The organism is uncultured Cellulomonas sp., assembly GCF_963527515.1.
Classification (GTDB): Bacteria; Actinomycetota; Actinomycetes; order Actinomycetales; family Cellulomonadaceae; genus Cellulomonas.
On record NZ_CAURTV010000038.1, the window covers coordinates 1 to 17,693 of the forward strand.

General features: G+C 71.2%; 20 protein-coding genes. 16 read left to right on the plus strand and 4 right to left on the minus strand.

Annotation, left to right across the window (positions count from 1 at the left end):
• A partial coding sequence (locus tag RYN42_RS10775; protein ID WP_315095965.1) for an FtsX-like permease family protein occupies positions 1-785 on the plus strand: 785 nt, incomplete at its 5' end.
• A 67-nt stretch (positions 786-852) separates the two neighbouring features.
• Here the strand turns inward: RYN42_RS10775 and RYN42_RS10780 are convergent.
• On the minus strand, positions 853-1,932 hold the full coding sequence (locus RYN42_RS10780; RefSeq protein ID WP_315095967.1) for an acyl-CoA desaturase: 1,080 nt from the start codon (positions 1,930-1,932) through the stop codon (positions 853-855).
• A 153-nt stretch (positions 1,933-2,085) separates the two neighbouring features.
• Positions 2,086-2,289, minus strand: a complete 204-nt coding sequence (locus RYN42_RS10785; protein WP_028049733.1) for a cold-shock protein — start codon at positions 2,287-2,289, stop codon at positions 2,086-2,088.
• 268 nt (positions 2,290-2,557) lie between these two features.
• On the opposite strand from RYN42_RS10785, the gene RYN42_RS10790 reads away from it, so the two are divergent.
• From RYN42_RS10790 to RYN42_RS10835, 10 genes are all read left to right on the plus strand, one after another.
• Positions 2,558-2,965 carry a YchJ family protein gene (locus RYN42_RS10790; RefSeq protein ID WP_315095976.1) on the plus strand — a complete coding sequence of 136 codons (408 nt, stop codon included), beginning with the start codon at positions 2,558-2,560 and terminating at the stop codon, positions 2,963-2,965.
• 114 nt (positions 2,966-3,079) lie between these two features.
• On the plus strand, positions 3,080-3,607 hold the full coding sequence (locus RYN42_RS10795; RefSeq protein WP_315095978.1) for a sigma-70 family RNA polymerase sigma factor: 528 nt from the start codon (positions 3,080-3,082) through the stop codon (positions 3,605-3,607).
• Positions 3,604-4,848, plus strand: coding sequence for a hypothetical protein (locus tag RYN42_RS10800; RefSeq protein WP_315095980.1), 1,245 nt, complete (start codon positions 3,604-3,606; stop codon positions 4,846-4,848). Before RYN42_RS10795 ends, RYN42_RS10800 begins: the two co-directional genes overlap by 4 nt.
• A 43-nt stretch (positions 4,849-4,891) precedes the next feature.
• Entirely contained in the window at positions 4,892-6,412 is a 1,521-nt protein-coding gene (locus RYN42_RS10805) for an ATP-dependent DNA ligase (RefSeq protein ID WP_315095982.1), read from the plus strand.
• A gap of 74 nt (positions 6,413-6,486) precedes the next feature.
• Complete coding sequence (locus tag RYN42_RS10810) at positions 6,487-7,059, plus strand: NADPH-dependent FMN reductase (protein WP_315095984.1); 573 nt, start codon at positions 6,487-6,489, stop codon at positions 7,057-7,059.
• Positions 7,056-7,388 (plus strand): hypothetical protein, encoded by a 333-nt coding sequence (locus RYN42_RS10815; protein ID WP_315095986.1) that lies wholly within the window; start codon positions 7,056-7,058, stop codon positions 7,386-7,388. Before RYN42_RS10810 ends, RYN42_RS10815 begins: the two co-directional genes overlap by 4 nt.
• Entirely contained in the window at positions 7,385-7,870 is a 486-nt protein-coding gene (locus RYN42_RS10820) for a helix-turn-helix transcriptional regulator (RefSeq protein WP_315095989.1), read from the plus strand. The genes RYN42_RS10815 and RYN42_RS10820 overlap by 4 nt, the downstream gene beginning before the upstream one ends.
• A complete protein-coding gene (locus tag RYN42_RS10825; RefSeq protein WP_315095991.1) occupies positions 7,867-8,271 on the plus strand; it encodes a VOC family protein in 405 nt (134 codons plus the stop codon). Before RYN42_RS10820 ends, RYN42_RS10825 begins: the two co-directional genes overlap by 4 nt.
• 61 nt (positions 8,272-8,332) lie before the next feature.
• The gene (locus RYN42_RS10830) at positions 8,333-9,550 is read left to right on the plus strand and encodes a TIGR03862 family flavoprotein (RefSeq protein WP_315095993.1); all 1,218 of its coding nucleotides are present in this window, start codon (positions 8,333-8,335) and stop codon (positions 9,548-9,550) included.
• A 29-nt stretch (positions 9,551-9,579) separates the two neighbouring features.
• Positions 9,580-10,653 carry a hypothetical protein gene (locus RYN42_RS10835; protein ID WP_315095995.1) on the plus strand — a complete coding sequence of 358 codons (1,074 nt, stop codon included), beginning with the start codon at positions 9,580-9,582 and terminating at the stop codon, positions 10,651-10,653.
• A 22-nt stretch (positions 10,654-10,675) separates the two neighbouring features.
• Here the strand turns inward: RYN42_RS10835 and RYN42_RS10840 are convergent, their stop codons facing one another.
• The gene (locus tag RYN42_RS10840; RefSeq protein WP_315095997.1) at positions 10,676-11,128 is read right to left on the minus strand and encodes an Lrp/AsnC family transcriptional regulator; all 453 of its coding nucleotides are present in this window, start codon (positions 11,126-11,128) and stop codon (positions 10,676-10,678) included.
• A gap of 122 nt (positions 11,129-11,250) precedes the next feature.
• Here RYN42_RS10840 and RYN42_RS10845 point away from each other — a divergent pair, with 122 nt between their 5' ends.
• Together RYN42_RS10845 and RYN42_RS10850 are read left to right on the plus strand one after the other, a co-directional pair.
• Positions 11,251-11,871: a LysE family translocator gene (locus tag RYN42_RS10845; RefSeq protein ID WP_315095999.1), complete on the plus strand. Its 621-nt coding sequence runs from the start codon at positions 11,251-11,253 to the stop codon at positions 11,869-11,871.
• Between the two features lie 162 nt (positions 11,872-12,033).
• The gene (locus tag RYN42_RS10850; RefSeq protein WP_315096001.1) at positions 12,034-12,804 is read left to right on the plus strand and encodes a thioesterase family protein; all 771 of its coding nucleotides are present in this window, start codon (positions 12,034-12,036) and stop codon (positions 12,802-12,804) included.
• A gap of 387 nt (positions 12,805-13,191) precedes the next feature.
• Here the strand turns inward: RYN42_RS10850 and RYN42_RS10855 are convergent, their stop codons facing one another.
• Positions 13,192-14,205, minus strand: a complete 1,014-nt coding sequence (locus RYN42_RS10855) for a hypothetical protein (RefSeq protein WP_315096002.1) — start codon at positions 14,203-14,205, stop codon at positions 13,192-13,194.
• A gap of 357 nt (positions 14,206-14,562) precedes the next feature.
• Here RYN42_RS10855 and RYN42_RS10860 point away from each other — a divergent pair, with 357 nt between their 5' ends.
• The 3 genes from RYN42_RS10860 to RYN42_RS10870 are packed head-to-tail and all read left to right on the plus strand — an operon-like array spanning position 14,563 to position 17,693.
• Positions 14,563-14,775, plus strand: a complete 213-nt coding sequence (locus RYN42_RS10860) for a hypothetical protein (RefSeq protein WP_315096004.1) — start codon at positions 14,563-14,565, stop codon at positions 14,773-14,775.
• A complete protein-coding gene (mobF, locus tag RYN42_RS10865; protein WP_315096030.1) occupies positions 14,739-17,447 on the plus strand; it encodes a MobF family relaxase in 2,709 nt (902 codons plus the stop codon). The genes RYN42_RS10860 and mobF overlap by 37 nt, the downstream gene beginning before the upstream one ends.
• Before the next feature lie 27 nt (positions 17,448-17,474).
• The gene (locus tag RYN42_RS10870; RefSeq protein WP_315096006.1) at positions 17,475-17,693 is read left to right on the plus strand and encodes a helix-turn-helix domain-containing protein; all 219 of its coding nucleotides are present in this window, start codon (positions 17,475-17,477) and stop codon (positions 17,691-17,693) included.

Here is a 17,693-nt window from a genome sequence, read left to right on the forward strand (position 1 = left end):
GCGGCACTCCGACCACCGCGCAGCCCGCGCCGACGCCGTGGTGGGTGCCCGGCGCCGGCGCCGTGGCCCTCGTCGCGGGCGCCGGTCTCGCGGCCCTCGCGGTGCCGCAGCAGAACCCCGTCGCGGTCGTCGGCGGTGTGGCGCTGGCGGAGACCGGTCTGATCCTGCTCCTCGCAGCGGCGCTCGGGGCTCTCGAGCGCGTCCGGGCCACCGGCGCGGTGACTGCGTACGTGCTGCGTGACGCCGCTCGGCACCCGGTGCGGGTGCTGCCCGCGGTGGCGGCCAGCGTCGCACTCGTCGCCGCCGTCACGGCCGCGGTCTCCTTCCAGACGACGCATCATGACGCGCACCAGCGGATGAATGAGTCCGCGCTGCCGTCCGACACGGGCACGAACATGGTCGTCGTCGGTGCCGGTGTGCTGGCCGTCCTGGTGGTCACGTGGGTGATGACGGCGCTGGCCGCCCAAGAGGCGCAGGCCGAGCTGGAGACGCTCGAGGTTCTCGGGGCGGCGCCGGGGACACGGCGGCGGATCGTCGCTGCGCAGGCGGGGCTCGTCGCGGTCGCCGGGACGCTGTGCGGCATTCCTGCGGGACTCGCGCTCGGCGTCCTGGCCGTGCAGTTCCAGGCGAGCCAGGTCATCTCCGGCGGGCGGCCGGCTCCGCCGTTCGTGGTCCCGTGGGAGGTCGTGCTGGTCCTCGCCGTCGCGGTGCCGGTCGTCGTCTCCGGACTCGCGGCCCTCACCGTGCGGACGGAGGTGCGGCTCACCCGCCACGCGGACCGCTGAGGCCGAGACGGGCGAGGCCCCCGCATCCGGAGGGGATGCAGGGGCCTCGTCGTGCAGGCAGTCTGCGTCAGACGCGGTACATCGCCGTCATCGGGCAGTTGAACGGGTCGCGGTCCGGCTTCCCGACCGTGTTCAGGTACTTCACGATGATCGAGTACGACCGCGGCAGGGAGACCTGCACGTACGGGATGTTGTGCTCGCGGCAGTACGCCTCGACGATCGGCTTGGCGCGGCGCAGGGACGCACGGGGCATCGACGGGAACAGGTGGTGCTCGACCTGGTGGTTGAGCCCGCCCATGAGCACGTCGACCCACTTGCCGCCGCCGATGTTCCGGCTGGTCAGCACCTGGCGGCGCAGGAAGTCGAGGCGCGAGTCCTTCGGGATCAGCGGCATGCCCTTGTGGTTCGGCGCGAACGAGGCGCCCATGTAGAACCCGAAGACGCCCATCTGCACGGCGAGGAACACCAGCGCGATCGGCCAGGACATGGTCAGCAGCACCAGGGCGAGCCCGCCGCCGAGGCGGATGGTCATCATGACGATCTCCGCGGCGCGGTGCTCCAGCTTGTCGCGCGACGACAGCCGCTTGACGGCGGCCACGTGCAGGGCGACGCCCTCGAGGAACAGCAGGGGGAAGAAGAACCAGCCCTGGTGGTTCAGATACCAGACGGCCAGCTTCGAGGTGCGCTTCGCGGCCTGGTCGGGCGTGAACGCCAGGGCCTCGATCTCGATGTCGGGGTCCGTGTCGATCTTGTTCGGGTTGGCGTGGTGGCGCGTGTGCTTGCGCTGCCACCAGCCGTAGCTGAGGCCGACGAACAGGTCGGCGAGGACCAGCGAGGCCCAGTTGTTGGCGCGGCCGTCGGAGAAGATCTGGCGGTGCGCGGCGTCGTGCCCGAGGAACGCGATCTGCGTGAGGATCACCGCGGCGGCGAAGGCGACGGCCACCTGCCACCAGGAGTCACCGACCAGGATGATCGTGGTGATCAGCGCGGCGACCGACAGGACCGCGGCGGACAGGCGCACGGCGTAGTGCGCGGGCCGGCGCTTCATGAGGCCGGCGGCCTGGACCGTGCGGGTCAGCTCCGTGAAGTCGCTGACGGCGCGGTCGCGCGGTCGGTTGGGTGTCGGGGTGAGCGTCGAGGAGCTCATGGGCATCCGTCCTGTCGGTCGTGCGAAACGTGTGCGCGGCGCGAGTGCGGTCGGGATGAGCAAGATCGGAAGGCGCCTCGGTGATGATGCAACGAGACCCCGGCCACAAGGCCGGGGTCTCGTGCGATGAGCTATGAGCTCAGATCAGCTCGCTCAGAGAGGCGTGATGTTCGAGGCCTGCGGGCCCTTGGGGCCCTGCGTGACCTCGAACTGGACCTTCTGGTTCTCCTCGAGCGTGCGGTAGCCGCTCGTGGTGATGGCGCTGTAGTGCGCGAAGACGTCGGGTCCGCCGTCCTCGGGGGCGATGAAGCCGAAGCCCTTCTCGGCGTTGAACCACTTCACGGTGCCAACAGGCATGATGTTCTCTTCTCTCACGTGCGGTATGGACAACTCCCGGGTGACCGGGACCGGTATTCACGGTGTTCGTCGTCCGTCTCCGAGGTGGTCCTCGAGAACGTCCTGCCAAGTCTCCTTGGCCGTCATGACAAGCGATTCACTGCGACTACGGGGCCAACCGTACGGCACTATGGGTCGAAGTGGGAACGTATGACGTGAACTTGCTTGCTCACAGCCCCCGGTGCGGAGGGCGTGAGCCGCTGGGGCGTGCCTGCGGCGAGCCGGTGCGATGAGCGAGCACGACGACCGTTGTCCGTGCGGGTCCGGTGACACGTACGTCGACTGCTGCGGCCAGTTCCTCGCCGCAGGACGGCGGGCACCGACCGCGGAGGCCCTCATGCGGTCCCGCTACTCCGGGTTCGCCACCGGGGCCACGCACTACCTGCTGGTCACCTGGCACCCGAGCACCCGGCCGGACGAGCTGGAGCTCGACGCGAACATGGTCTGGCGCCGGCTGGACATCCTGCGCACCGACGCCGGTGGACCGTGGGACGACACCGGGACCGTCGAGTTCGTCGCCCACTACCGGCTGGAGGACGGCACCGCGATCGGCCAGCGCGGGCGGCTGCACGAGACCAGCCGCTTCGTGCGCGAGGACGGCCGCTGGCTGTACGTCGACGGGGGCATCGACGCCTGAGGGGCGCCCTGCGCCGAACGGGTGAATCGCGTACCCGGCACAACCGCCGGGCCGCCTGGTGCGTCTCAGGGGGCACCACGATGTCGCGACGCTCGGCTCCAGGAGGCAGCACGCATGGGTGACGACCGCCTGGCCGCGCTGGCCCGGGAGCGAGGACCGAACCTGGTCGCGTACGCCTACCTGCTGACGGGTGACGACGCGTCGGCCCAGGACGTCGTCCAGGAGGCGCTCGTCCGGACCTTCTCCCGGCGTCGTTCCGGAGCCGACGTCGAGTGGCTGGAGGCCTACGTGCGCCGGGCGATCCTGCACGTCTACCTCGACGGCTACCGCAAGCGTCGACGCTGGTCGGTGCTGGCTCCGGTCCTCGCGGAGGAGCGCGTCGCTCCCGAGGGCCCCGACGTCACGGCGGTCCGTCGGGCGGACGTCCGCGCCGCCCTGGCGATGCTCGCTCCCCAGCAGAGGGCGGCGGTCGTGCTCCACCACGTCGACGACCTGTCGGTCCGTGAGGTCGCCGCGTCGATGGAGGTCTCCGAGGGCACGGTCAAGCGGTACCTCCACGAGGCGCGGCAGAAGCTCGGCTCCCTCCTGGCGCACGACGACGGCGACCGCATCGATGTCACGACAGTCTGGAGGCCACGGTGAGCGACGACTTCCGCACGGGGATCGACGAGCTGATGGAGGAGGTCGCGGATCGCCACCGGAGCGGTCCCGGCCTGTCCGTCGCCGCGGTCGAGCGCACGGCGCGACGTCGTCGGCTCCGGCACGAGTCGGTCCTCGCCGCAGGCGCCCTGGCGGTGGTCGCGGTGCTCGCGCTCTCGGCGACCGCCCTGGCGCACCGGACGGCACCGATCCCGCCGGCGTCCACCCCGAGCCCTCCGGCCACGCCGTCTCCCTCGGTGTCGCCGACGCCCGGCCCGTCGCCCACCACGGTCCAGCTCGCCGCCAAGGAGTCACCCACGGAGCCGGACGCCCTGCCGATGACCGACGCGACATGGGGCGGTGTGGGACCGGGGTGGACGCTCACGCTCTTCTCGACGATGAGCATCGTCGGCGAGGAAGGCAGCTACGGCCACTTCGACCCGGCCGGCCGGCAGGCGCTCTTCCTCGTCGCGCCCGACGGCACCACCTACCGCCTCGTGTCCCTGGTGGTCGATGGCGACGCCCAGGTCATGTGGTGGGACGCGACGGCCCGCAGTGCCTGGGTCTTCGTCAAGGGGCTCGGCGAGAGCTGGGACCAGGTCCAGGTGGACCTGGGAACCGGCGACCAGACCCGGTCGTTCCTGGGATCGGCAGACCCCGCGCCGGTGCTGCAGCTGGCCGACGGCAGGGTGCTGTGGGTCGACGCCAACCCGTACTTCCCGACGTCCCTGGGAGGCATGTACTGGCACGAGGTCGACGGGTCGTTCTCGAGCATCACCGGCACGACGGGGATCGTCGGCGACGCCTTGCTGGACAGACCCACGGATCGTCTCGTGTACCTCGCTCCGGGGGCCATCGACGGCGCACTGGCCCGCATCTCGTACGGCCTCACGTCCGGCTCGACCGAGTCGGACGACCTGGGCACCCCGCCGTCGGGGACGGCGTGCAGCGTGCACGACGTCGTCGACATCTCGACCGTCGTCGTCTGCGACGACCCCGAGGGGTTCGGGCAGCTCTTCTACGACGTCACGGGCGCCGGCGAGTGGCGACCCGTCCCCGAGCCCGCCGGGCCGACCCGCCTGATCCAGCCGATGCTGACCTGCGGTGCGCCCGACCTGCCGTGGAGCCCGTCGGGGCGTGCCCTGCCCGAGGCGCTCGTGGCGCAGGGCTGGCGCGACGCCTTCACGCTGCCGGAGCGTGCGGGAGCGCCGTTGCCCATCCCGACCCTCTCCTGCGGGGGCTGACCACCGGCGGGCGAGTGTGGGTGACCGGGTGCACGATGCCGACATGCTTCTCGCCGAGGTCGCGACGACGTCGTCCGCGCTGGCGACCACGCGCTCCCGGCTGGCCAAGCGCGCGCTGCTGGTGGACCTGCTGCGACGGACCCCTCCCCAGGACGTCGGGATCGTGTCCCGGTACCTCGGCGGTCAGCTGCGCCAGCGGCGGACCGGCCTGGGCTGGCGGTCGCTGAGCACGCTGCCGACGCCGGCCGACGAGCCGCGCCTGACGGTGACGGGCGTCGACGCCACCTTCGAGTCGATGTCCAGGCTCGAGGGACCGGGCTCAGTGCTGAGCAGGAACGCGCTGGCGGCGGAGCTGTTCGGGGCCGCCACGGCGGACGAGCAGCGGCTCCTGGCAGGGCTGGTCACCGGGGAGCTGCGGCAGGGGTCGCTCGACGCGCTCCTGCTCGACGCGGTCGCCGAGGCCGCCGGTGTCCCGCCCGAGACCGTCCGCCGCGCGGCCATGCTCGCGGGAGACACCGAGCCGGTCGCCGTCGCCGCGCTGACCTCTCCGGACCCGGCGGGCGCGCTGGCCGCCTTCCACCTGGTGGTCGGGCGGCCGGTGCGGCCCATGCTGGCGCAGTCGGCACCCGACGTGGACCGCGCGTGGGCCAGCCTCGGGCCCGGTCCGGTGGTCGTCGACGCCAAGCTCGACGGCATCCGCATCCAGGTCCACCGCACCGGCGACGACGTGCGGGTGTTCACGCGGAGCCTGGACGACATCACGAGCCGGGTCCCGGAGATCGTCGCGCACGTCCGAGCCATGCCGGCGTCGGACCTCGTGCTCGACGGCGAGGCGCTGGCCGTCGGCCCGGACGGGCGGCCGCGACCGTTCCAGGAGACGTCGGCGCGCTCCGCCACCCGGGACGCCGAGGTGGCCGCCGCCGTCACCCTGACCCCGTTCTTCTTCGACTGCCTGCACGTCGACGGCACCGACCTGCTGGACGAGCCGCTGCACCGACGGCTCGACGCGCTCGACGCCGTCGCCAGCTCCTCCGTCGTGGGACGGCTGGTCACCAGCGACGTCGACGCCGCCCGGACCTACTTCTCGGACACGGTGCGCGCCGGCCAGGAGGGTGTGGTCATCAAGGCGGCCGACGCCCCGTACGAGGCCGGTCGGCGCGGCGCCGCGTGGATCAAGGTGAAGCCCCGGAACACCCTCGACCTGGTGGTCCTCGCGGTCGAGCGGGGGTCGGGGCGCCGCACGGGCTTGCTGTCGAACATCCACCTGGGTGCCCGGGACCGCGACGGGTTCGTCATGCTGGGCAAGACGTTCAAGGGCATGACCGACCAGATGCTCCGGTGGCAGACGGAGCGGTTCACCGAGCTGGCCGAGGGCCCGACGGACGGGTACGTGGTGCACGTGCGGCCGGAGCAGGTGGTGGAGATCGCGTTCGACGGGCTGCAGCGCTCCTCTCGCTATCCCGGCGGGCTCGCGCTGCGGTTCGCCCGGGTGGTGCGCTACCGGGACGACAAGACGGCCGCGGAGGCGGACACGATCGAGACGGTCCGGGCGCTCGCGGGCTGAGCGGCGCTGCCGTCGGCCCGGTCGTACGGTGGGTGCGTCAGGGTCGTCGACGTCGACGAGAACGGAACGCGCCCATGTCTCGCACCTACACCGTCGGGTACTTCGTCGGAAGCCTCTCGTCCACCTCCATCAACCGGGTCCTGGCCAAGGCGCTCATCGGCCTCGCGCCCGACGACCTCGAGTTCGTCGAGCTACCCATCGGCAACCTCCCGCTGTACAGCCCGGACTTCGACGCCGAGTACCCGCCGGAGGCCCAGGCGCTCAAGGCCTCGCTGGCCGGGGTGGACGCAGTCCTGTTCGTCACCCCGGAGTACAACCGGTCCATCCCCGGGGCGCTGAAGAACGCCATCGACTGGGCGTCGCGACCCTGGGGGGAGAACTCGTTCGACCACCTGCCGGCCGCCGTGATCGGGGCGTCCATCGGGGCCATCGGCACCGCCGTGGCCCAGCAGAGCCTGCGCGCGGTGCTCAGCTTCTGCAACGCCCGGCAGATGACCGCACCGGAGGCGTACATCCACTTCTCCCCGGACGTGTTCACCCCGGACGGGACGGTCCACGACGAGTCGACGGCCGCCTTCCTGCGCACGTACATGACGGAGTTCCACGACCACCTGGTGCGCGTCCTGACAGTCCTGCCGCGCGGGTGAACCTGTTCCGTCGATCCACCCCGTGGACCCTGGCGGACTGGGCGCAGCGGCACGCCGACGCGCCTGAGACCTACCGCGTGCCGACTGCCGAGGTGCTGGCGACCGTGCAGGTGGGCGACCGGGTCAAGCTGGTCGTCGTGCCGCGCGACGGCCTCGAGGAGCGTCTGTGGGTCCGCGTGACCGAGGTGGGTCCCGACGAGCTCGCGGGGAACCTGGCCAGCGATCCCGCCGAGCTGCGGGGGCTGCGCGCGGGCGACGCCGTGCGGTTCGAGCGGCGGCACGTGGTCGCGGTCGCGCGCCAGGACCCCGGTGCTACGGTCGGAAAGTGACTCCGGAGGAGCTCGAGAACCTCGCTCACCTGCGTCGCGCCAGGGACCTCATCGACCGCGAGTACGCCCAGCCGCTGGACGTCCCGACGATGGCGCGCAAGGCGCTCATGTCCCCCGCGCACTTCTCCCGGCAGTTCCGTGCAACCTACGGCGAGACCCCCTACAGCTACCTGATGACCCGCCGGATCGAGCGCGCGATGGCGATGCTGAGGGCCGGGGCCAGCGTCACGGACGCGTGCATGGCGGTCGGCTGCACGTCGCTCGGCTCGTTCAGCTCCCGGTTCACCGAGATCGTCGGCGAGACCCCGACGCAGTACCGCCGGCGCGAGCACCCCGCCGAGAGGGCGATGCCGGGATGCGCGGTCACGACGCGCACCCGCCCGGTCCGGGACGCATCGAGCAGGAACGCATCGAGCAGGAACGCATCGAGCAGGATCGGAGAAGCGACCGCGGGTGAGCCGGTCCTAGCGTCGAGGTCATGACGATCTCACTGCAGTTCACGAACATCACCGTCAACGACGTCGACGAGGCGATCGCCTTCTACGCCGACTCCCTGGGCCTCAAGGTCCAGAACGACGTGTCGTCCGGCGAGCACCGCTGGGTGACGCTCGGCACCGACGCCCAGCCCGGCCTCGGCATCGTCCTGTCCGACCCGCACGCGGGCCGGTCGAAGGCTGACGGGGACGCGATCCAGGAGCTCCTGACCAAGGGCGTCCTGCCGATGATCGTGTTCACGTCCGACGACCTGGACGCGACCTACGAGACCCTGCGCGCCTCCGGCGCCGAGGTGCTGCAGGAGCCGATCCAGCAGGACTGGGGGCCGCGCGAGTGCGCGTTCCGGGACCCGTCGGGCAACATGGTCCGGATCAGCCAGGCCACCTGAGCGCTGACCGGGTGGGCTAGCGTCGGCGCGTGCACCCCGCCCGCTCCGCCCGGCCCAGCCGATGAGCACCGCCACCGTGATCGGCGGCGGACCGGCGGGCCTGATCGCCGCCGAGGTGCTGGCGCGGGAGGGCGTCACGGTCACGGTCTTCGACCGGATGCCGTCGCCCGGCCGCAAGTTCCTCCTGGCCGGGCACGGCGGGCTGAACATCACGCACTCGGAGGACCGGGAGCCGTTCCTCGCCCGCTACGGCGCCGCCGCCGAACACCTCCAGCCGATGCTGGAGGTCTTCGGCCCGCAGGACCTGCGGGACTGGTGCGCCGGCCTGGGTGAGCCGACCTTCGTCGGCTCCAGCGGGCGGGTGTTCCCCCGCTCGTTCCGGGCGACGCCGCTGGTCCGCGCGTGGCTGGCGCGGTTGGCCGACCTGGGCGTGCGCATCGAGCGGCGGCACCGCTGGGTCGGGTGGACTGACCAGCCGGGCGGGCTGCGGTTCACCGACGCCGCCGGGGGACCGGCCGAGGTCACCAGCGACGTCGCCGTCTTCGCGCTCGGCGGCGCGTCGTGGCCCCGGCTCGGCTCGGACGGCGGGTGGCTCGGGCCGTTCACCGAGCGGGGGGTGGCCGTCGTGCCCCTGCGCCCGGCGAACGTGGGGGTGCGGGTCGGGTGGACCGCCACGTTCGCGGACCGGTTCGAGGGCACGCCGCTCAAGCACGTCGGGCTGACCGTGCGGGGACGCGCCGGCCGACCGGCGCGCGGCGACGCGATGGTCACCCGGACGGGTCTCGAAGGGGGACCGGTGTACGCGATCGGCGCGGCCATCCGGGACGCCGTCGACGCGGACGGAGCCTGCGTCCTCGAGGTGGACCTGCGGCCGACGCTCACCGTCGAGCAGCTCACCGAGCGGCTGCAGCGGAGGCGACCCAAGGACTCCGGCTCCACCTGGCTGCGACGCACCCTCGGCCTCGAGCCGGTGGCGATCGGGCTGCTCCGGGAGGCGGCCGGCGGCCCGCTGCCGACCGACCCGGCGGCGACGGCCGCGCTGCTCAAGGCGGTGCCGGTGCTGGTGACCGAGCCGATGCCGATCGGGCGGGCCATCTCGACAGCGGGAGGCATCGCGTGGTCGGAGGTCGACGAGTCGCTCATGCTGCGGCGGGTGCCAGGGACCTTCGTGGCCGGCGAGATGCTCGACTGGGAGGCGCCCACCGGCGGGTACCTGCTGCAGGCGTCGTTCAGCACCGGGGTCGTCGCGGCGCGGGGAGCCCTGAGCCGGCTCGGGTGATCCCCTATATTCGCGCCAGGGGGTGGGGGATGGACGACACCTATCGCTGGGTCCTGCGAGGGGCGTGGGGGCTGCTCGCGGTGGTCCTCGTGGCGCTCCTGACGCTGGCGGTCGTGCTGCTGGTACGCACCGACGTGTTCGCCTCCGGTCCGCTCGACGACGAGCAGGTGAAGAGCCTCTGGGCCTTCCTCGGGGTTGCCCTCGGAGCCGTCGCGACGACGATCGGCGCGCTGCTCACCGCGCAGAGCCAGCGGCGTGCGCAGGCGGCGGCGGAGCTCGACCGCGCGGCGACGGAACGGCAGAACGCGGAGACCGAGAACCGGCTCACGCTCGACACGACCGCCCGGGTGCTCGAGCTGATCTCGGAGAACGGCCAGTACGCGCCCAAGGCCCGGGTCGGCGGTGCGCTGTCGACGCTGATGGAGCTGCGCGGCGGGTCCGCAGCGATCCGCCTGCTGAGCGACCTGTGGGACGCCGACGCCATCGGCACCGCGACGGCGGTGTGGCTGGTCGACCGCGTCCTGCTGGAGGACTACGACGACGAGGCCAAGGCGCAGGCGGCCGCTCTGCTGACGCTGCACCCGGACAAGCTCCTGCCGCGACCGGACCGGCCCGACGAGGTCTGGTTCGAGTGGCCACAGGCCCTGAGGGCCGCCTCGGCGCCCGACCGCTTGCCGGCCGCCGCCCAGATGGGCGCAGTCGTCACCGCCGTGCGAGTGCTGCAGACCCGCCGCCCGGAGTGGTGGGCCCGCAGCGACCCCTTCCCGATGGAGACGCTGCAGTGGGCGTCGACGGGGCCTGCCGGGTTCCTGGCCGCCCCGTGCCTGCTGCGTCTGCTGGAGCTCGAGGTGGCCCAGCACTTCTACTGGTTCCCGGACGAGGCCGAGCTCGAGGCCCTCCGTCTCTCGGTGGAGCGCTTCACGCCCGAGCCGTACGTCGAGGGCTTCCTCGACGAGCTGGGCGCGTGGGCGAAGGGCCGGACCGTGCCCGTGCCGGGCCCACCTCCCGTCGGTCGGGACGGTGAGCCTCGACCTGTGCGGACCACCCGCCGCGCGCGCACGACGGCCGCGACGTCGAGGCAGAAGGACCCACCGCCGCCCTAGCTGCAGGACGGGACGCCGATCGCTAGAGGGGCAGCGATCGGTCCTCGACGATCGACCGCATCACGAGCGTGGAGGTGAGTCGCTGGACGCCGGGAAGGGTGGCGAGCTGGTCGTCGTACAGGCGCTGGTAGTCCGCCAGGTCCCGAGCGATGACCCGCAGCAGGTAGTCCGGGTCGCCGAAGAGGCGTTGCGCCTGCAGGACGTTCGGAAGACCGGCGACCGCCGACTCGAAGGCGCCGATGCTGCCACGCGTGGCTTCGCGCATGGTGACGAAGACGAGCGCCGCGAAGCCGAGGCCGAGGGACGCCGGGTCGAGACGGGCGTGGTAGCCCGTGATGACGCCCGCCCGCTCGAGCGCGCGCAGTCGGCGATGACACGGGGACACGCTCAGCTGGACGCGCTCGGCCAGCTCCGTGAGCGTCTGTCGCCCATCCCGTTGCAGCTCGGCAAGGATTGCACGGTCAATCGCGTCCATGCGCGACATTCTTCCACTGAACCGCGGTTCCCGAGCGATTGTTGGAAGCACCTTCGGGAAGTTCCGCCCTAGCCTTTCCAGGCGCCCTCCAACCCGGGTGCTCATCGAGGCGAGGAGCGGGTGTGGACGGCGCAGACGTGCTGGGTTTCTGGGCCGTCTCGATCCTCTTCGTGCTCATCCCGGGGGCTGACTGGGCGTACGCGATCAGCGCAGGTCTTCGAGGACGCGTGGTGGCGCCTGCCGTCGCCGGGATGCTCGCGGGGCACCTGGGTGCGACGTTGCTCGTGGCCGCGGGGGTTGGCGCGCTGGTCGCTCGTGCGCCAGGCCTGCTCGGTGGGTTGACGATCGCCGGTGGCGTGTACCTGGTGTGGCTGGGGTTCCTGACGTTCACGCGGCCGGCGACTCCGCAGGAGAGTGCTGAGGCCTCCACTGGTTCCTCACGCGCGAGGTGGTGGTGGAAGGGGCTGGGTGTCAGTGGGCTGAACCCGAAGGTGTTCCTGCTGTTCCTGGCGCTGCTCCCGCAGTTCACGTCCCGGTTCGCTCCGTGGCCGGTTCCGGCGCAGATCATGGTGCTCGGCCTCATCCATGTCGCGACCTGCGCCGTGGTCTACCTGGCGGTGGCCGTGACCGCGCGGCGCCTGCTGTCCGCCCGGCCGGCCGGGGCGAGGATCATCTCGCGGGTGTCCGGGGCCGTGGTGGTCGGGCTCGGCGTCGCGCTGATCGTTGAGCAGTTGCTCAGGTGACCCCACACCAGCCGCCCACCGAGCCACCTCTTGAGGAGATCCGATGGCTGCCCTGCGCCAACAGACCCGCTTCGACGACTACCTCGCAGCCCGAGACCGAGACGCGGTGACGTTCCGTCAGCACCTGCGCTCGCTCGACGCCGCGATCGAGGAGTGACGACGATGGCGTACTTCGAGCGACTCGACGAGGCCACCTTCCGCCCGACCGAGCACGTCGGCGGTGGCTGGGATCCCGATGAGCAGCACGTCGCGCCCGCCCTCGGCCTCCTCGCCCACGCGGTGGAGGTCGACCAGCGTGGACGCCGCGACCACGAGCTGCAGCTCGCCCGCCTGTCCTACGACATCCTCGGCGCGCTCCCCATCGCCCCGGTCCGCATCACCGTCGAGGTCCTCCGCCCCGGTCGCACCATCGAGCTCGTCCACGCCACTCTCAGCCATGCCGGGCGGCCCGCGGTCGTGCTGCGCGCCTGGCTCCTGCGCAGCTACGACACCGCAGACCAAGCCGGCGGCGCACTGCCCACCATCCCCGGCCCGGACGACACCCCACCGTGGGACCCCGCAAGCATCTGGCCCGGCGGCTTCGTCCGCTCCGTCGAAGCGCGCAGGTACCAGGAGCGACCCGGCCGAGCCGTCTCCTGGGTCCGCCCCACGATGCCGCTGGTCCACGACGAGCAGGTCAGCGCGACTGCCCGCGTCCTCGGCGTGATCGACATCGCCAACGGGATGACCCCGAGGACGCCCACGACCGACGTCGCGTTCCCGAACGTCGACCTGACCGCCCACCTGCTCGCGACTCCGTGCGGCGAGTGGACTGGCTTGGACACCACCGTCGCCTTCGGACCCACCGGGCTGGGCCTGACCCACACCACCATCCACGACACGAGCGGCCTCATCGGCGTCCTCACACAGGCGCTGACGGTCAGACCCGGCTGACGCTCTCACCCGCAGGCAGACGAAGGGCCCGTCACCCACATCGCTGCAGGTGACGGGCCCTTCGGTGCGCGGAGGATGGGGGATTCGAACCCCCGAGGGCTTTCACCCAACACGCTTTCCAAGTGTCTTCGAGGGCGTTCTTCGGCACCCGGCATTGTGTGTCTGCACAGGTCAGCCGCTGATCGTGCACCTAACGGCAAGACGGAGATGACCTCGGACAGATCAAAACTGCTACCAAAACTGCTACCGCCCGCTGAGGGATCTCTCGACGCCGTTGTGGTCGCGGACCACGATGCTCGACGACTCCGCTAGACGGCCATCCCCGTAGGTGTACCGCGGCTGCGCGGGTCACGGGGATCCATACCAGAGGGAGGACCGTGCCGCTGGTCAGCCGTTGGACGCCCAGTCCTCCAAAGGCTGATCCGGCCACTCGACTACTCCGCCCCTGACAAGGACCACCCACTCTCCGACTGCCAGCCGACCAACCGCTCGGCAGCTGCCCGTGCCGGCGTCGTCGGGCCATGCGGTGCTGACCCACCGGAACGCACCTTGGGATGTCTCGAGTCGAAGTGCATGTGTGTCGGCGAGCTCGAAATGGACGACCTCGGCGTTGTGGGCGGATCTGAGCGCACGCTCGGCGGCACGAGGCTGCTTGACCATGAGTGCAAGGCCGACAGGAATGGCGCCGAACGCAACTCCGAGTGCGATCGCGGCCAGCGGTGAATAGACGCCGCCGGTGTGGGTCGCGACGTCCATCACGTGGTCCGGCGCCGTGGGATCGACGACGACCGTGATCACGTCCCCGACGTTGGCGTCAGGCAGGTCACCCCACAAGTCCACGCGCTGCCCGTCCAGAGCGACGGTCACACTGTTCGGCAGTCCCGATCGGGTCGGAAAGCTGCGATCGACTGCAACAACCGTCGCGGCGTGGCGGGGTTGGCTCGCCGCGACGCGCGCGTCGTGCTGCGTCCCGGAGATCACCCACCATGCAATTGCGACCCCCGGGACCAGGACGAGCCATCGCACCCGACGCCAACGACTCCAGCGACGTACCGATCCGGTGACCATGGCCACGGCGCTGCTGTCGTTCTCGTCCATGGGTGGAGTGACGACAACGCGGTTCTCCGCTCGTGGCCACCGGTGGGCAAGTCTGCCGGCAGCGAGTCGAAAGGTCTGGAACCACACCAATGCGACTACGGGTACGACGACGAAGAAGTGCTCAAACGCCCATCGACTTCCCCAAGTAAGAGGCAGAGCGACGACGATGCCGACGACGAGCACGAAGCCGAGCACGATGGCGGCCTTCACGCCGGTGGCGAGAGCCGCTACGGGATCACCACTCTCGTCGGCGGGATGCCGAACCTGTCCAGCCAACGGACCTCCTAGATCGGAGGTGATCATGCCCTACACACGAGGCAGCACTCTGCTGCTTTGTCCCGATCAATGACCTACTCATTACGGCAGATCGGGCGATCGACTCATATTGCACTGCGTGCCTGAGCGGGCCTTGTGATCCTCGATGTGATCAGACAGGCGCTTGGCTGCGCCGTCGTGGGCCGGATCGGAGAGTCGCCTGGGTCGGGCACGAACCCCGGTCGGACGGGCCCATCAAGAGCGGGTTCCTGAGCGCCCACGGCACGTCACAGCGAGCCCCCTCTAGCCATCACTGAACCTCCGACGACGCGTGTTGCGCACTTTCTGGCGCACCTGCTTCTAGGAGCGCTCGCCGATCGAGCGTCTCCTGGGAGGTGGCGACGCGTGCTGTCGATGCACAAGCTCACGGTGGGCGATGGATATGCGTACCTGACCAGGCACGTTGCGGCTGGTGATGCCGGTCTGCCCGCCGGGGAATCGCTCGCGGCGTACTACGAACACACCGGCAACCCGCTGGCCGTTGGCTCGGAGCGGGACTCGAAGGGCTGGGCGACGGTCGGCTGCCTGCAGGCAGCGCTGTTGCCGAGGGTGCGATGACGACTGTGTTCCGCGACGGCTGTGACCCCGTCAGCCGTACTCCGCTCGGAACGCCATACCGACAGATTCGCCCGGGCAACGGGCTGCACGCGATCGCCGGGTACGACCTGACGTTCACGGCGCCCAAGTCGGTCTCAGTCGTGTGGGGTCTGGCCGACGGAGCTACGCGAGCGAGACTGCACGAGGCCCATCTCGCGGCGCTGGCTACCGCGTTGCGGTTCGTAGAGCATTCCGTCATCAGAACCCGGGTCGGTGCGGCCGGTTGCCGGCAGGTCAAGACCCGCGGGGTGGTGGCGGCCGCGTTCGATCACTGGGACTCCCGGGCCGGCGACCCGAACTTGCACACCCACGTCGTGGTCGCGAACAAGGTGCAGGGCCTCGACGGCGCATGGCGGTCGATCGATGGCCGCACGATGCACGCTGCGGTCGTCACGGTCTCCGAGCTGTACGACGCCCTGCTCGCCGATGAGGTGTCCCGGCGCTTCGGGTCGTCCTGGTCGCTGCGGGGCCGCGGCGAGCGTCGCAACCCCGCCTTCGAGCTCGACGGGATAGGTGACGACCTCCTGACGGAGTTCTCGACCCGTTCCGAACAGATCCACGTCGCCGAACAACGCTGGGCGCAGGAGTTCGCGCAGCGACGTGGGCGTGAGCCTTCCCGGGCCGAGACCATCAAGGCCCGTCAGCACCTGACCCGCGAGACACGGCCGCCGAAGGTCGTCCGGGCGTTGCGCGACCTGCTGGCGGATTGGGCGAACCGCGCCCGAGCGCTGACCGGACTCGATCCGGTCGACCTGGCCGCACGCGCCTTAACCGGAGGTTATGGCCGCCCGCTGCATGCAACCGACGTGGGCCCCGAGGTCCGCGCCGCGATCGTGGCGCAGGTCCTCGAGGACGTCTCGACGCGCCGCTCGGTGTGGTCGACGTGGAACCTTGGCGCCGCGGCTTTGCGCTCCTCGATGACGTTGCGGATGGCCTCGCCGGAGGACCGGCTCGCGTTGACCGACGACCTCGTGACCCTCGCCGGAGCTGCGTGCTTACGCATCGACGACCGCGAATCGGAACGGCACCGTGTCGGGGAAGAGACATTCACGTCGCTCGAGCTGCTCGAGGCGGAACGGACTCTGCTGGATGCCGCCGAGACCGACGTCCCGCTCGGGATCCACCCGCTCGCTGACCGCATCGCAGACCGACACATGACCGCCCTCGCCGACGATCAACGGGACGCCGCCAAGGCGGTCCTCCTCTCGACGCGGTCCCTGGACGTACTCGTCGGACCGGCCGGGTCCGGCAAGACCACCACCCTGGCCGCGCTTGCCGGCGCGTGGCGGCAGGTCCGCGGCGACGTCATCGGCCTCGCTCCCTCGGCCAGTGCGGCCGCGACCCTGTCTGAGGCTCTCGGTGCCCGGTGTGAGACCGCGGCGAAGTGGGTCTATGAGTCCGTCGGAGACGGCGCCGCGCAACGCGCCCTGCGCTACCGCTCTGAGACGGCCGTCCTGGCCGACCCGACGGCGAGCTACTGGGACCGGAACGCCGCCAATCAGCGCCGCGGCGCGCTGGCCGTGGCTCAGGAGCGGTGGCGGTTCGGTCGCGGGGATGTGGTGATTGTCGACGAAGCCTCCATGGCCGACACCCGCACCCTGGCCGCCCTCGTCGAGCAGGCCTCCGCGGCGGACGCAAAGGTGCTTCTCGTCGGGGACCACTTGCAACGTGGCGCGGTCGAAGCCGGCGGGGCGTTCGGGATGCTCGCCCGCCGCGGACCCACCGCTGAGCTGCGCACCCTGTGGCGGTTCAGCCACCCGTGGGAAGCCCGCGCCACCCTCGACCTCCGGCACGGCCAACCGGCTGCCCTGGACGCCTACGTCCACCACGGCCGGATCAGCCACGGCACCCACGACGACATGCTCGAGGACGCCCTCGCCGCTGCCACCGATGCGGACGCGCAGGGCCGGACCGTCCTGCTCGCAGCCTCAGACAAGCGCACGGTCAACGAGCTCAACGCCCGCACCCGCGCCGAACGCATCCGCACCGGCGCGGTTCGCGCCACTGGAATCACACTGAGCGACGGACTGACCGGCGGCATCGGCGACCGCATCGTCACGCGCCGCAACAACCGGCGCCTGCGCACCACCGGCGAGTTCGTGCGCAACGGCGACCTCTGGCAGATCACCGACCTCCTGCCCGACGGCGGCCTCCGCGTCCAGCCCGTCGGAGATCCGGCCAGCGGCACCCTGCGACTGCCGGCGGCCTACGTGGCCGAGTCCGTCGAGCTCGGCTACGCGACCACCACCGCGCGCAGCCAAGGGATGACCGTCGACGAGACCCACACCGTCATCACCGCAGGCATGGGCCGTGAGGACCTCTACGTCGCTGTCAGCCGCGGCCGCCACCTGAACCGGCTCTACGTCGCCACCGACCGCCCAGACCCCGACTGTCTCCCGGGCGGACAACCCGAGTCCGTGCGCGAAATCCTCGAGCGAGTCCTCGTCACCAACCACGCCGAGACCTCAGCGACCGAGACCTGGGCCGCGCACCACCCCGAGACACCGCAGCCACCGCTCCCGGCGACCCGACCCAAGCCTGCGATCCCGCCGCTGCGTCCACAGATGACGCTCGGCCCCTTGACGCCCCCGCCCGGCCCGGTCCCGGATGAACCTGTGCTGGACCGGTGGTGACCACCCCGACACACGAAGGAGCCCACGATGAATGACGACGATTCCGACCACACGCCCCGCCTCATGCTCACGGTCGCTGACGCTGCTCGCCGCCTCTCGATCGGGCGCAGCTCCTGCTACCGGCTGATCAGCAGCGGGGAGATCCAGTCGGTCCACATCGGCAAGCTGCACAGGGTCCCGGTCGACAGCCTCGTCGCGTTCGTCTCGCGCTGCACCGAGCGCGGCACCACGCCGATCGACGAGTGA

Bases quoted from the DNA above. Each gene is read 5' to 3' on its own strand.
- RYN42_RS10785 (WP_028049733.1), bottom strand. From the start codon at position 2,289: ATGCCTGTTGGCACCGTGAAGTGGTTCAACGCCGAGAAGGGCTTCGGC.
- RYN42_RS10810 (WP_315095984.1), top strand. From the start codon at position 6,487: ATGTCTCGCACCTACACCGTCGGGTACTTCGTCGGAAGCCTCTCGTCC.
- RYN42_RS10840 (WP_315095997.1), bottom strand. From the start codon at position 11,128: ATGGACGCGATTGACCGTGCAATCCTTGCCGAGCTGCAACGGGATGGG.
- RYN42_RS10795 (WP_315095978.1), top strand. From the start codon at position 3,080: ATGGGTGACGACCGCCTGGCCGCGCTGGCCCGGGAGCGAGGACCGAAC.
- RYN42_RS10870 (WP_315096006.1), top strand. From the start codon at position 17,475: ATGAATGACGACGATTCCGACCACACGCCCCGCCTCATGCTCACGGTC.
- RYN42_RS10825 (WP_315095991.1), top strand. From the start codon at position 7,867: ATGACGATCTCACTGCAGTTCACGAACATCACCGTCAACGACGTCGAC.
- RYN42_RS10850 (WP_315096001.1), top strand. From the start codon at position 12,034: ATGGCGTACTTCGAGCGACTCGACGAGGCCACCTTCCGCCCGACCGAG.
- RYN42_RS10780 (WP_315095967.1), bottom strand. From the start codon at position 1,932: ATGAGCTCCTCGACGCTCACCCCGACACCCAACCGACCGCGCGACCGC.
- RYN42_RS10835 (WP_315095995.1), top strand. From the start codon at position 9,580: ATGGACGACACCTATCGCTGGGTCCTGCGAGGGGCGTGGGGGCTGCTC.
- RYN42_RS10830 (WP_315095993.1), top strand. From the start codon at position 8,333: ATGAGCACCGCCACCGTGATCGGCGGCGGACCGGCGGGCCTGATCGCC.
- RYN42_RS10805 (WP_315095982.1), top strand. From the start codon at position 4,892: ATGCTTCTCGCCGAGGTCGCGACGACGTCGTCCGCGCTGGCGACCACG.
- RYN42_RS10855 (WP_315096002.1), bottom strand. From the start codon at position 14,205: ATGATCACCTCCGATCTAGGAGGTCCGTTGGCTGGACAGGTTCGGCAT.
- RYN42_RS10790 (WP_315095976.1), top strand. From the start codon at position 2,558: ATGAGCGAGCACGACGACCGTTGTCCGTGCGGGTCCGGTGACACGTAC.